The organism is Enterobacter cloacae complex sp. SHL021, from assembly GCF_049237765.1.
In the GTDB taxonomy this organism is placed as follows: Bacteria; Pseudomonadota; Gammaproteobacteria; order Enterobacterales; family Enterobacteriaceae; genus Enterobacter; species Enterobacter cloacae.
In genome coordinates this window covers 55,354-68,272 of the sequence record NZ_JBMKJG010000016.1, presented here as the reverse complement: position 1 = coordinate 68,272, position 12,919 = coordinate 55,354, and the positions used below count along the sequence as shown (strand labels likewise).

At 56.6% G+C, this 12,919-nt stretch carries 10 protein-coding genes; 4 read left to right on the top strand and 6 right to left on the bottom strand.

Annotated features, from left to right (window positions below; all coding sequences use genetic code 11):
* Window positions 1-783 carry a pimeloyl-ACP methyl ester esterase BioH gene (bioH, locus tag ACOTZF_RS16770; protein WP_038420750.1) on the top strand — a complete coding sequence of 261 codons (783 nt, stop codon included), beginning with the start codon at window positions 1-3 and terminating at the stop codon, window positions 781-783.
* On the opposite strand, the gene feoC is transcribed toward bioH, so the two are convergent.
* The 5 genes from feoC to greB form a co-directional block, all read right to left on the bottom strand.
* Window positions 755-994 (bottom strand): [Fe-S]-dependent transcriptional repressor FeoC, encoded by a 240-nt coding sequence (gene feoC, locus ACOTZF_RS16765; RefSeq protein WP_013099093.1) that lies wholly within the window; start codon window positions 992-994, stop codon window positions 755-757. The two genes, bioH and feoC, sit on opposite strands and share 29 nt — an antisense overlap.
* Before the next feature lie 8 nt (window positions 995-1,002).
* Window positions 1,003-3,321, bottom strand: a complete 2,319-nt coding sequence (gene feoB / locus ACOTZF_RS16760) for a Fe(2+) transporter permease subunit FeoB (RefSeq protein ID WP_129252539.1) — start codon at window positions 3,319-3,321, stop codon at window positions 1,003-1,005.
* A gap of 30 nt (window positions 3,322-3,351) precedes the next feature.
* Window positions 3,352-3,579 carry a ferrous iron transporter A gene (gene feoA, locus ACOTZF_RS16755; RefSeq protein ID WP_010436417.1) on the bottom strand — a complete coding sequence of 76 codons (228 nt, stop codon included), beginning with the start codon at window positions 3,577-3,579 and terminating at the stop codon, window positions 3,352-3,354.
* 334 nt (window positions 3,580-3,913) lie between these two features.
* Window positions 3,914-6,244, bottom strand: a complete 2,331-nt coding sequence (locus ACOTZF_RS16750) for a Tex family protein (RefSeq protein WP_129252537.1) — start codon at window positions 6,242-6,244, stop codon at window positions 3,914-3,916.
* An 86-nt stretch (window positions 6,245-6,330) separates the two neighbouring features.
* Window positions 6,331-6,804 (bottom strand): transcription elongation factor GreB, encoded by a 474-nt coding sequence (gene greB, locus ACOTZF_RS16745; RefSeq protein ID WP_013099090.1) that lies wholly within the window; start codon window positions 6,802-6,804, stop codon window positions 6,331-6,333.
* Between the two features lie 232 nt (window positions 6,805-7,036).
* Between greB and ompR the strand changes: the two genes are divergently transcribed.
* Both ompR and envZ read left to right on the top strand, forming a co-directional pair.
* On the top strand, window positions 7,037-7,756 hold the full coding sequence (gene ompR, locus ACOTZF_RS16740; protein ID WP_006177890.1) for a two-component system response regulator OmpR: 720 nt from the start codon (window positions 7,037-7,039) through the stop codon (window positions 7,754-7,756).
* Window positions 7,753-9,099, top strand: a complete 1,347-nt coding sequence (gene envZ / locus ACOTZF_RS16735; protein ID WP_029882169.1) for a two-component system sensor histidine kinase EnvZ — start codon at window positions 7,753-7,755, stop codon at window positions 9,097-9,099. The genes ompR and envZ overlap by 4 nt, the downstream gene beginning before the upstream one ends.
* A 96-nt stretch (window positions 9,100-9,195) precedes the next feature.
* Here the strand turns inward: envZ and pckA are convergent, their stop codons facing one another.
* Window positions 9,196-10,815 carry a phosphoenolpyruvate carboxykinase (ATP) gene (gene pckA / locus ACOTZF_RS16730; RefSeq protein WP_014833557.1) on the bottom strand — a complete coding sequence of 540 codons (1,620 nt, stop codon included), beginning with the start codon at window positions 10,813-10,815 and terminating at the stop codon, window positions 9,196-9,198.
* 335 nt (window positions 10,816-11,150) lie between these two features.
* Here pckA and ACOTZF_RS16725 point away from each other — a divergent pair, with 335 nt between their 5' ends.
* The gene (locus ACOTZF_RS16725) at window positions 11,151-12,899 is read left to right on the top strand and encodes a DUF4153 domain-containing protein (RefSeq protein ID WP_129252535.1); all 1,749 of its coding nucleotides are present in this window, start codon (window positions 11,151-11,153) and stop codon (window positions 12,897-12,899) included.
* Window positions 12,900-12,919: the final 20 nt, after the last annotated feature.

Sequence of the window (12,919 nt, the reverse complement as noted above, 5' to 3'; positions counted from 1 at the left end):
ATGAAGACGCTGTGGTGGCAGACCGTAGGGACGGGAAATCGCCATCTTGTGCTGTTGCACGGATGGGGACTGAATGCGGAAGTATGGCATTGCGTAAATGAGGAACTTGCCTCGCATTTCACGCTGCATCTGGTGGATTTACCCGGTTTTGGCCGCAGCCGCGGCTATGGGGCGATGTCGCTTGACGAAATGGCGCAGCAGGTTCTGGCCGCCGCACCGCAACAGGCTATCTGGCTCGGCTGGAGTCTGGGCGGGCTGGTGGCAAGTGAGGTTGCATTAACGAATCCTGAACGCGTGCAGGCGCTGGTAACGGTGGCCTCGTCGCCGAACTTCAGTGCGCAGGAGGAGTGGCCGGGTATTAAGCCGGACGTACTGAGCAACTTCCAGCGGCAGTTGAGCGAAGATTACCAGCGAACGGTAGAACGCTTCCTGGCCCTGCAGACGATGGGGACAGAGAGCGCCCGTAAGGATGCTCGTCTGCTGAAGCAGACCGTGCTGTCGCTGCCGATGCCGGATGTGGAGGTGCTGAACGGGGGACTCGAATTACTGAAAACGGTCGACCTGCGTGAGCCGCTGACTGCGCTGGCGGTGCCGCACCTGCGCATTTATGGTTATCTGGATGGGCTGGTTCCACGCAAAGTGGTACCACTGCTGGATGAACTGTGGCCAGAGAGTCAATCGCTGACAATCGCCAAAGCGGCCCATGCGCCGTTTATCTCGCATCCTGCCGAATTTTGTTCAGCGTTGATCGCCTTCAGTCACGAAGTGCCCACCACTCCCTGAGACAGGCTTTCCCTTCCGGGCAATGTTTACAACTGCCGGACAGACAACCGTCCGGCTCTTCCTGAATACGTATGGCTTTCCCCATCGCTTCCAGTCTTTCCAGCATGGCATCGATCATCGGCTGCGGCGTATGCAGGCTGAGGCTCAGCTGTTTTGCCTCCATGCGCCCCTGCAACGCCAGTAAATCACGAACCTGAATCAACGATGCCATGGCTCCCCCTAGTGACAATCGCCCGCCGGGCTGTTGCAGCAGGTCGCGGCGGTTTTACGGTTTGCCAGCAGGTTGATATCGACGCGGCTGCGTGCCCGGCGTAGCAGACCGAGAACGAGCACGTTAAACAGCACAACCGCCAGGATGCAGACCAGGCTGTAGCGCGGATGCTGGCTGAAGTTAACGGTCTGGTAAAAGAGCGTCGCCAGCGAGTAGGCGATGTTCAAGCCCCACAGGATGGAGAACCCCATCCAGCCGCGGCTGGACTCACGGGCTATCGCCCCCATCACCGAGATGCACGGAATATAGAGCAGGACAAAGATGAGGTAGCTGTAGGCCGCTGACGCGCTGCCAAATTTCTCGCTCATCACGCCCATGGCACCGGTGGCCATTTCGCCGTCGCCTTTGCTGGCTTCAATCGGGTTCGCCAGTACGCTCAGGCTGAAGGTGTCTTTCAGGCTCTGCCAGGTCTCTTCCACCGCGCCGAGCAGTTCATCACCGAGGTGGAACGCTGCCGGGTTAAACTCTTCTTCCTGGATATTCTCAGCGGTGTAAAGCGTGTTCAGGGTGCCGACCACCACCTCTTTTGCCATCGCGCCGGTGAACAGGCCAACAGTCGCCTGCCAGTTGTCTTCATGCACGCCAATCGGTTTAAACACCGGGGTAATGACGCGGCTCACGGAGGCGAGGGCGGAGTCGTTGATGTTATCCGCCGCCTGCCCGCTCAGGGTGAAACTGTTCAGCGCGCTCAGGAAGATGCTGACGATAACAATCACTTTACCGGCGCGCAGCACAAAACCTTTCAGGCGCTGCCAGGTCTGGATCGCCAGGCTTTTCAGATGCGGCACGTGATACACCGGCAGTTCCATCACAAACGGCGACGCTTCCCCGCGCATGATGGTGTGTTTAAGCATGAGCCCGGTCAGGATCGCCATCACGATGCCCAGCACATACAGCGAGAAGACCGCCAGTGCCCCTTCCTGACCAAAGAAGGCCGCGGCAAAGACCGCAAAGATAGCCAGTCGAGCCCCGCAGGACATAAATGGCGCCATCATGATGGTCATCAGACGTTCGCGGGGCGCATCAAGCGTGCGCGCACCCATTACCGACGGCACGTTACAGCCGAAGCCGACAATCAGCGGGACGAAGGATTTACCCGGCAGACCCAGGGCCTGCATCAGACGATCCATCACGAAAGCCGCACGCGCCATGTAACCGGAGTCCTCTAGGAACGAGAGGAACAGGTACATCATGCCGATTTGCGGTACCAGCGGCAGAACGGTGTTGATACCACCACCGATCCCCTGGGCGAGGAAAATGGTCAGCCATTCCGGGAAGTGCAGGGTGTAGCCCAGCCACTGAATACCGTGGACAAATATCGCCACAGAACCAGCATCGAAAATAGGCTGTAGCGCGCCACCGATGTTAATGGCGAGCAGGAACATCAGGTACATGACCAGTAAAAAGATTGGCAAACCGAGGAAGCGGTTAAGCACAATCTTGTCCACGGCGGCCGTAAAGCGGCTTGGCTCAGCCGTCAGGGCATTACTGACCACGTCGCAAATGGCGGCGATGGCCTGATAGCGCGCGTCGGCGATGTGCAGGGCCGGGTCATCGAGCTCATCGCTCAGACGCGCCAGCGCCACGTCCAGTTTGTCTGCGGCATGGCCCGCATAGGCGCGGCTGTAGATATCGCCTTCCAGCATCTGCAGGCCGAGCCACAGGCGCTGTCTGGCGGGCATGCTGTCGTCCATCTCCTGCGCCAGCAGACCGGCTTCGCGCAGAAGCGGTTGCGCATAGTGCACCAGCTCAACGTCGGCGTTGCCCGCGTGGCGGTCAATGGCCAGCTTCAGTGCGTCAATTCCGCGGGCACGGGTAGAAACCAGCGGCACTACCGGGCAGCCCAGACGCGCGGAGAGGGCGTCGACGTCGATACGCAGCTTTTGTTTCTCTGCGATGTCGAGCATGTTGAGCGCCACAATGCAGGGGATCCCCAGCTCAAGCAACTGCAGCGTCAGATAGAGGTTACGCTCCAGGTTAGATGCATCGACCACGTTGATTAACAGGTCCGCATCGCCACTCAGAATATAGTGACAGGCAATCTGCTCATCGAGCGAGGTTTGTGACGAAATGGTGGTTAAGGAGTAGGTGCCGGGCAGATCCACCAGGGTGACCTGATTGTCTGTCGTGGTGAACTGGCCTTCTTTACGTTCAACCGTTACGCCCGCCCAGTTACCCACACGCTGGCGTGCACCGGTGAGCTGGTTAAATAACGTTGTCTTGCCGGAATTAGGATTGCCAATTAAGCCAATAGTTAATTTTTTCATTGTTTTCGACTCACTGAAACCGCTGGCTTGTTATTGGGATAAGGCTTCGACTTCAATTAATGCGAGGTCTTTTTTACGCAGTACCAGATTCACGCGCCGGGTTTCGATATGAACGGGATCACCTAACGGGGCCACGCGCACCACCTGGAATGACGAGCCGGGGAGCATGCCCAGCGACAGCAGCTTTTGCCGATAGGCCGGGCTAATTTCGCGGGTAAAACCGGTAATTTTCCATGCACTGTCTGGAGTGAATTGCATAATGCCTGATTCCACGGAAGGTTAAATTATCTACTATGGGATGATAATGAGAATAGTTTTTATCAGCAATATGAAAACTGTGACGGAATGTTGTTAAGCGTATTAATTTACGGCCTGTTTGACCTTGCTCAATATTTGCTGAAATGACGGGAAAACGAAAAGGGGATTATTTGTTAACGGGGTGATAAATGGTGGTTTAAATATGGATATGCAATCGGTTTCATCTTTTGCGATATAATTTGTCCCCTCACCCCGGCCCTCTCCTCAAGGGAGAGGGTGTTCAAGTTCCCTCTCCCCTTTGGGGAGAGGGTTAGGGTGAGGGGCATTTACAACCTTAGCGTTTCTTACCCATCGCGGCCGCCAGCGCATCCATCATTGCGCTGTTACCCGCTGGCTGCGCATCACGCCCGCGCGGCTTCGCGCCTTTAGCGGCAGGGCGCTGCTGCTCACGGCTACCGCCGTTACTGCCGCGGCGCGCGTTGGTTTCACCTGGCTGCTCGTCCAGACGCATGGTCAGGGCGATTCGCTTGCGCTGCAGGTCCACTTCCAGCACTTTCACCTTCACGATATCGCCCGCTTTGACCACCGTATGCGGATCTTCAACGAACTTATCGGCGAGCGATGAGATATGCACCAGGCCATCCTGATGCACGCCGATATCGACAAAAGCGCCAAAGTTAGTGACGTTGGTGACGGCGCCTTCCAGCACCATGCCCGGCAGCAGGTCGTTCATGGTCTCGATGCCGTCGGCAAAGGTCGCGGTTTTGAACTCAGGACGCGGATCGCGGCCCGGTTTTTCCAGCTCTTTGATGATGTCGGTTACGGTCGGCACGCCGAACTGCTCGTCGGTGAAATCGACCGCTTTCAGGTTGCGCAGCGCGTTGCTGTCGCCCATCAGGTCTTTGAGTGCCTGCTGGGTCGCTGCCAGTATGCGCTCAACCACCGGGTAGGCTTCCGGGTGAACGGTTGACGCATCCAGCGGGTTATCGCCGTGGTTGATGCGCAGGAAGCCCGCACACTGCTCAAACGCTTTCGGCCCCAGACGGCTTACCTTCAGCAACTGCTGGCGGTTCTGGAACTGACCGTTCTCATCACGCCAGGCAACGATGTTCTGCGCCATCATGCGGGTTAAGCCTGCCACGCGGGTCAGCAGAGGAACGGAGGCGGTGTTCAGGTCCACGCCCACGGCGTTTACGCAATCTTCCACCACCGCATCCAGCTTACGCGCCAGTTGCGTCTGGCTCACGTCGTGCTGATACTGGCCCACACCGATGGATTTCGGGTCGATCTTCACCAGTTCCGCCAGCGGATCCTGCAGACGACGGGCGATAGAGACCGCACCGCGCAGGGAGACGTCCAGGTCCGGGAACTCCTGGGCCGCCAGCTCTGATGCAGAATAGACGGACGCCCCGGCCTCGCTGACGATCACTTTCTGCGCCGTCACTTTCGGGAACTGTTTCTGCACGTCGAGGTAGAAACGTTCGGTTTCGCGGGAGGCCGTACCGTTGCCGATAGCCACCAGCTCAACGTTATATTTCTCGCACAGCGCGGCCACCACTACAGCGGCCTTCGCCGCCTGACCGGTATGCGGGTAAATGGTGTCGGTTGCCACCAGCTTGCCGGTACCGTCAACCACCGCCACTTTTACGCCGGTACGCAGACCCGGATCGAGGCCCATGGTCGCACGCAGGCCAGCAGGTGCGGCCATCAGCAGATCATGCAGGTTACGGGCAAAGACGTTGATTGCTTCGTCTTCCGCACGCTCGCGCACGGTGCCCATCAGTTCGGTTTCGAGGTGCATCAGCACCTTAATGCGCCATGTCCAGCTCACCACGCCTTTACGCCAGCTGTCTGCCGGGGCGTTATTCAGGCGCAGGCCGAGGTGATCGGTGATGATCTGCTCGCAGTGGCTCTCTTTTGGCGGCTCATCAAACTGCGGGTCGGCGTTGAGAGAGAGCTGCAGCACGCCTTCATTACGGCCGCGGAACATGGCCAGCGCACGGTGAGAAGGCACGGTTGAAATAGGTTCGTGGTGATCGAAGTAGTCGCGGAATTTCGCGCCTTCCTCTTCTTTGCCTGCCACCACGGTAGAGACGATGTGGGCGTTCTTCCACAGATAATCACGCACACGGGAGAGCAGGGCGGCATCCTCGGAGAAGCGCTCCATCAGAATGTAGCGTGCGCCATCAAGGGCCGCTTTGGCGTCTGCCACGCCTTTGTCAGCATCGATAAATTTGGCCGCTTCGGTTTCCGGGTCGTGTGACGGTTCGTTCCACAGCAGCTCGGCCAGCGGCTCCAGACCTGCTTCAATTGCAATCTGCCCGCGCGTACGGCGCTTCGGTTTATAGGGCAGATAAAGGTCTTCGAGTTCAGTTTTGCTCAGGGTGCCGTTAATGGCCTTTTCCAGATCGCTGGTCAGTTTGCCCTGTTCGCCGATGGATTTGAGGATTGCCTGACGGCGGTCTTCCAGTTCACGGAGGTAGCCCAGACGGGTCTCCAGGTTACGCAGCTGCGTGTCATCCAGACCGCCGGTGACTTCCTTACGATAACGTGCAATAAACGGCACGGTGTTCCCTTCATCAAGCAGGCGAACGGCAGCTTCTACCTGTTCGGCTCTGGCCTGAAGTTCACCCGCAATAATGCGGCAGAGCGAATCTTTCATCATGGCTTTATCATCTTGTGGGTCAAAAATCAGGGGATAGTTATACGGGCTGACACGGTAAAATGCCAGCCGTGGAGGGCGCTCTCGGACTATTTTACGTAGGTGATCTCATTGACGTACCAGCTCGCTTCTCCGGCAGGCGTCTGGACGACGGCTAAATCACCCACCTCCTTTTTCAGCAGCGCGCGGGCCATCGGCGAATCGATGGAGATGTAATCCTTACGGCCAAAAATTTCGTCGTACCCGACAATGCGAAAGCGCAGGGTATTGCCATCATCATTCTCGATCTCAACCCACGCGCCGAAGAAGACTTTGCCCTCCTGCTGCGGTGAATAATCGACAATTTTAAGATTCTCGAGACATTTGGTCAGATAGCGTACCCGACGGTCGATCTCACGCAGCCGCTTCTTGTTGTACTGGTAGTCAGCATTTTCGCTGCGGTCGCCCAAGCTTGCCGCCCAGGTGACTTTTTTGGTCACTTCCGGACGTTCTTCGCGCCACAGGTAATCCATCTCTTTTTTGAGTTTTTCGTACCCTTCGCGGGTGATCAGGGGCGTTTTCATACTGTGACCTTCAGACTCGACTTCATTGCAAACATTGCGCACATTACGTATCACGTAGTCTATCAGACAGCGTTAATAATCATTTATGTGATGAATTGTGCAGATAAGCTGCTGTTAAATATGCTTTGTAACAATTTCGACTAGAATTTATACCAGAATTCGCTGGTCGAACCCGTGCACTTTTTTAGAATACGCTGTTATTAGACTATCCGAACCTTTGGGAGTACACACAATGCAAGAGAACTACAAAATTCTGGTCGTAGATGACGACATGCGCCTGCGTGCGCTGCTGGAACGTTATCTGACCGAGCAGGGCTTCCAGGTTCGTAGCGTCGCGAACGCTGAGCAGATGGACCGCCTGCTGACCCGTGAATCCTTCCATCTTATGGTCCTCGACCTGATGCTGCCGGGCGAAGACGGGCTCTCTATCTGCCGCCGTCTGCGCAGCCAGAGCAACCCCATGCCAATCATTATGGTGACGGCGAAAGGGGAAGAGGTCGACCGTATCGTGGGCCTCGAAATTGGCGCTGACGACTACATTCCTAAACCGTTTAACCCGCGTGAACTGCTGGCGCGTATTCGGGCCGTGCTGCGCCGTCAGGCGAACGAACTGCCAGGCGCACCGTCGCAGGAAGAAGCGGTGATTGCGTTCGGGAAGTTCAAGCTGAACCTCGGTACGCGTGAGATGTTCCGTGAAGACGAGCCAATGCCGCTCACCAGCGGTGAGTTCGCGGTACTGAAAGCGCTGGTCAGCCACCCGCGTGAGCCGCTCTCCCGTGACAAGCTGATGAACCTGGCGCGCGGCCGTGAATACTCGGCAATGGAACGTTCCATCGACGTGCAGATCTCTCGTCTGCGCCGCATGGTGGAAGAAGATCCGGCGCATCCTCGTTATATTCAGACCGTATGGGGTCTGGGCTACGTGTTCGTCCCGGACGGCGCTAAAGCATGAGGCGAATGCGCTTCTCACCGCGAAGCTCGTTTGCCCGTACCCTGCTTTTGATTGTCACCTTGCTGTTTGTCAGCCTGGTGACAACCTACCTGGTGGTGCTGAACTTTGCGATCCTGCCGAGCCTTCAGCAGTTTAATAAGGTCCTGGCGTACGAAGTGCGTATGCTGATGACCGATAAACTGCAGCTGGAGGACGGCACGCAGTTAGTGGTTCCTCCGGCGTTTCGCCGTGAAATCTACCGTGAACTGGGCATTTCGCTCTACTCGAATGAAGCGGCGGAAGACGCGGGTCTGCGCTGGGCACAGCACTATGAATTCCTCAGCCAGCAGATGGCGCAGCAGCTGGGTGGCCCGACGGAGGTGCGTGTTGAGGTCAATAAAAGCTCGCCGGTTGTCTGGCTGAAAACCTGGCTGTCGCCCAATATCTGGGTGCGCGTTCCGCTGACCGAAATCCACCAGGGCGACTTCTCGCCGCTGTTCCGCTACACCCTTGCCATCATGCTGTTAGCGATAGGCGGCGCGTGGCTGTTTATCCGTATACAGAACCGACCGCTGGTCGACCTGGAACACGCTGCGCTCCAGGTCGGTAAAGGGATCATTCCGCCGCCGCTGCGTGAATATGGCGCATCGGAGGTGCGTTCGGTGACGCGCGCGTTTAATCATATGGCGGCTGGCGTCAAACAGCTGGCGGATGACCGTACGCTGCTGATGGCGGGCGTCAGCCATGATCTGCGTACGCCACTCACGCGTATCCGACTGGCGACGGAGATGATGGGCGAAGAGGACGGTTATCTCGCCGAGTCCATCAACAAGGATATCGAAGAGTGTAACGCCATCATTGAGCAGTTCATTGACTACTTGCGTACCGGGCAGGAGATGCCGATGGAGATGGCTGACCTGAACGCGGTGCTGGGCGAAGTGGTGGCGGCTGAAAGCGGCTACGAGCGTGAGATTGATACCGACCTTCAGGCCGGTGAAATTCAGGTTCGTATGCACCCGCTCTCCATCAAGCGCGCGGTGGCAAATATGGTGGTGAATGCGGCCCGCTACGGTAATGGCTGGATTAAAGTCAGCAGCGGATCGGAACTCAACCGCGCCTGGTTCCAGGTGGAAGATGACGGTCCGGGTATCAAGCCCGAGCAGCGTAAGCATCTGTTCCAGCCGTTTGTGCGCGGCGACAGCGCGCGCAGCACCAGCGGAACCGGTTTAGGCCTGGCGATTGTGCAGCGTATTGTTGATAACCATAACGGGTTGCTGGAGATTGGTACCAGCGAGCGGGGTGGGTTGAGCATTCGCGCCTGGTTGCCGGTGCCGGTGACGCGGGGGCAAGTGAAAGAGGGGTAATCGGGGTGCGGCCTGATGCCCTCACCCCGGCCCTCTCCCACGGGGAGAGGGAGAAACCATTAAAAAAGGCAACTTTCGTTGCCTTTTTGCTTTTACCTACAGCTTCGGTCCCGCACTCACCAGCGCTTCACCCGCCGGGGTATCGGTATACTTCTCGAAGTTCTCAATAAACAGCTTCGCCAGCGTTTCCGCTTTCTCACGCCACTGTTCCGGGGATCCATAGGTGTTACGCGGGTCAAGGATATGCGTATCCACGCCCGGCAGCGCCGTTGGAATAGCCAGATCAAACATCGGCAGGGTGAAGGTTTCAGCGTTATCCAGAGAACCATCCAGAATGGCGTCGATAATGGCGCGGGTATCTTTGATGGAGATACGCTTGCCGGTACCGTTCCAGCCGGTGTTAACCAGGTACGCCTGCGCCCCGGAGGCCTGCATGCGTTTTACCAGCACTTCTGCGTACTGCGTCGGGTGCAGCGACAGGAAGGCCGCGCCGAAGCAGGCGGAGAACGTTGGGGTTGGCTCCGTCACGCCCCGCTCGGTGCCCGCCAGTTTGGCGGTAAAACCGGAGAGGAAATGATACTGCGTCTGGCTGGCGGTCAGGCGGGAAACCGGCGGCAGCACGCCGAACGCATCCGCCGTCAGGAAAATCACCTTCGTCGCATGACCCGCTTTCGACACCGGCTTCACAATGTTGTCGATGTGGTAGATCGGGTAGGAAACGCGGGTGTTTTCGGTTTTGGATGCGTCGTCGAAGTCGATAGAGCCGTCGGCACGTACGGTGACGTTTTCCAGCAGCGCATCGCGGCGGATGGCATGGAAGATATCCGGCTCAGCTTCTTCAGACAGACGAATGGTCTTCGCGTAGCAACCTCCTTCGAAGTTAAACACGCCGTCGTCATCCCAGCCGTGCTCGTCATCCCCAATCAGCCGACGCTTTGGATCGGTAGACAGGGTGGTTTTACCGGTGCCGGACAGGCCGAAGAACACCGCCACATCCCCTTTTTCACCGACGTTCGCTGAGCAGTGCATAGAGGCGATACCGCGCAGCGGCAGCAGGTAGTTCATGACCGAGAACATGCCTTTCTTCATCTCGCCGCCGTACCAGGTACCGCCAATCAGCTGGATACGCTCGGTCAGGTTAAAGGCGATAAAGTTCTCGGAGTTCAGGCCCTGCTCTTGCCACTGTGGGTTAGTGCATTTGGCACCGTTCATCACGATGAAATCGGGTTTGAACGTCTGCAGCTCTTCGTCGGTTGGACGAATAAACATGTTTTTCACGAAATGTGCCTGCCAGGCCACTTCGGTGATAAAACGCACGGAAAGACGGGTGTCGGCGTTAGCGCCGCAGAAAGCGTCGACAATGAACAGACGCTTGCCGGAAAGTTGTTGGGTGACGAGCCCTTTCAGATGCTGCCAGGTTTCCGGGGAGAGCGGTTTGTTATCGTTCTTCCCTTTGCCTTTGTCAGCCCACCACAGCGTATCGCGGGTGGTTTCGTCTCGGACGATATACTTATCTTTCGGCGAACGACCGGTAAAGATACCGGTATCGACGGCGATAGCACCAAGGTTAGTCAACACACCTCGCTCGTATCCTTCCAGTGCTGGATTGAGCTCTTCCTGATACAGCGTATCGTAATCGGGGTTGTAGACGATTTCCTGGACGTCGTGAATACCATAAGCCTTGAGATCTTGCGGGGTTAAACCAGTAACACGCATATCACTGCTCCTTAGCCAATATGTACTGCCTGAAATTGTAGGGTTTTTCTGAGGTTGTTAACCGCGACGGGGCTCATAGATTTACGTATCTGGTCAAAACCCTTACTAACGGAAAACGCTGCGACTCCAGTCACAGGGCAGGCGGATTATCGCAGGAATCGCTTTTTTGTTGGGGAAAATGTTCCGAAAAGGTTAATGGCTGGTGATTTTATCGGAAAGAATGTGAATGTAATCGCATACACGTAAGAAAATTACGTAAGGGTTACAGTATGAAAACGATTCATGTCGTCCGCGGATTGATGAAACAATACGCTTTTCTGGAAAAGGGATGAGAGATGGAAAACAGTGAAACGTTATCCCCTTCAACGCGCCTGGCCATCGTGCTGGTGGGCGCTCTACAGGGGCTGATTTGCTACGGGATTAGCGAGTACATCGCGTATGCGAAATTGCCATCCGATACGGTGTGGTCTTTGTGCGTGATGCCTGCAACGGTGGCGATGACCGCCACTGTCGCGCTTTCCGTGACGTCATTCAGAAAACCGTTACTCTGGCTGGCGCTCGCGATCGTTGGCGCTGTTGTCGCCGGTATGGGCGCCTGGCTTAAGTGGAGCGTGTCCGGGCTTGAACACTGGGAAATTAAAGAGGCCGTGCTTGTCTGGGGCTTTCATCTTCTGTTGATGATGCTATTGATGTTGCCATGGCTGCAAAGGTGTCTGTCGCCTGCGACGACGGCCTCGTTCTACAGTGATTTTTACGATAAGCACTGGCACAACGCGCTGACTATACTCACTATTTTTATCTCCAACGGCCTCTTCTGGCTGGTGCTTTTCCTCTGGGCTGAACTCTTCAAACTCATTGGCATTCAGTTTTTTGATCGCCTTTTCTTCCAGTCTGACTGGTTTATTTCAGTGGCGATTGGCGTGGTTTCTGCCAGTGTCGCCGTGCTGGCGCGTATGCAGGTGCGCTTGATGCGCGCATTACAGAACCTGCTTACCCTGATCGCCACCGGCCTGTTGCCTCTGATGGCGGCCTTAGCCCTGCTGTTTATTGGCGCATTGCCCGTGATGGGCTTTGAGGCCATTTCCGCACGGATATCCGCGGCGGGCCTGCTGACCGCCTTAGCGCTACTGCTCCTTTTTCTGGTGACGATTGTCTGGCATCCGCAGCGTCAGACGCTACCTTACTATGCGCTTCTCAACGGGATGGTTCGTCTCGCCATCGCTATCGTTCCCGCCTATCCGGTGTTAGCAGGATGGGCGTTATGGCTGCGCATTTCGCAATATGGCTGGTCGCCGGAGCGTCTGTATGGCGTGCTCATTACGCTGGTAGCGCTGGTCTGGGCGGTAGGATTTTGCATAAGCGTTGTCTTCTGTCGCCGCCAGGCACAAAAGCTGCAGGCGTCTGTTATCCCGCTAACGGGGTCACTTGCGCTTATTCTCCTGATCCTGATTCATACGCCGGTGCTTGATCCGTGGCGTATCAGCGTTGAAAGCCATATGACGCGCTACCACGACGGACGCATCAACGCGGATCAGGTCAGCCTGTATATGCTCAGCAACAGCGGGCGTAAGGGACGCGAAGCCATGCAGACGCTGCAATACGATCGGCAGTTTATGGCTGAGCCAAAGCGCCAGCGTGAGCTGTACGGCCTTCTCAGCGGAAACCGGGACGGAGCAGGGAAGATGACAGCCGGGATGCTTGAGAAGCAGTTCACACTCGCACCGGGTACGTCTCTCCCCGACAAGGGGTTATGGCAGGCGATGCTGAATAACCAGTACCGATTTGATTCCTGCAGCCGCGAGCGGAAAACCTGTTTACTGATGTCACTGGATCTGAACGGCGACGGCAAGCCTGAAGCGGTGATTTATCAGTTTAGCGACCGCACGATTGTGGTGTACACGCAAACCGGTACCGGCTGGAAGCTGGCAGGCGATACCTGGAAAATGCCTGATGGTTTATCACGGGAAGAGCTGGAACGCGCAGTGCAGCAGGGGAAGGTGAAACCCGTTGTGAAGCCGTGGGCAGATATTGAGATCTTCGGTGAACGCGTAGAGATAAACTACGATAATGCACTGGTGCGTTAACAAAACGGCTCCTTGTGGAG

Bases quoted from the DNA above. Each gene is read 5' to 3' on its own strand.
- bioH (WP_038420750.1), top strand. From the start codon at position 1: ATGAAGACGCTGTGGTGGCAGACCGTAGGGACGGGAAATCGCCATCTT.
- feoC (WP_013099093.1), bottom strand. From the start codon at position 994: ATGGCATCGTTGATTCAGGTTCGTGATTTACTGGCGTTGCAGGGGCGC.
- feoB (WP_129252539.1), bottom strand. From the start codon at position 3,321: ATGAAAAAATTAACTATTGGCTTAATTGGCAATCCTAATTCCGGCAAG.
- feoA (WP_010436417.1), bottom strand. From the start codon at position 3,579: ATGCAATTCACTCCAGACAGTGCATGGAAAATTACCGGTTTTACCCGC.
- ACOTZF_RS16750 (WP_129252537.1), bottom strand. From the start codon at position 6,244: ATGATGAAAGATTCGCTCTGCCGCATTATTGCGGGTGAACTTCAGGCC.
- greB (WP_013099090.1), bottom strand. From the start codon at position 6,804: ATGAAAACGCCCCTGATCACCCGCGAAGGGTACGAAAAACTCAAAAAA.
- ompR (WP_006177890.1), top strand. From the start codon at position 7,037: ATGCAAGAGAACTACAAAATTCTGGTCGTAGATGACGACATGCGCCTG.
- envZ (WP_029882169.1), top strand. From the start codon at position 7,753: ATGAGGCGAATGCGCTTCTCACCGCGAAGCTCGTTTGCCCGTACCCTG.
- pckA (WP_014833557.1), bottom strand. From the start codon at position 10,815: ATGCGTGTTACTGGTTTAACCCCGCAAGATCTCAAGGCTTATGGTATT.
- ACOTZF_RS16725 (WP_129252535.1), top strand. From the start codon at position 11,151: ATGGAAAACAGTGAAACGTTATCCCCTTCAACGCGCCTGGCCATCGTG.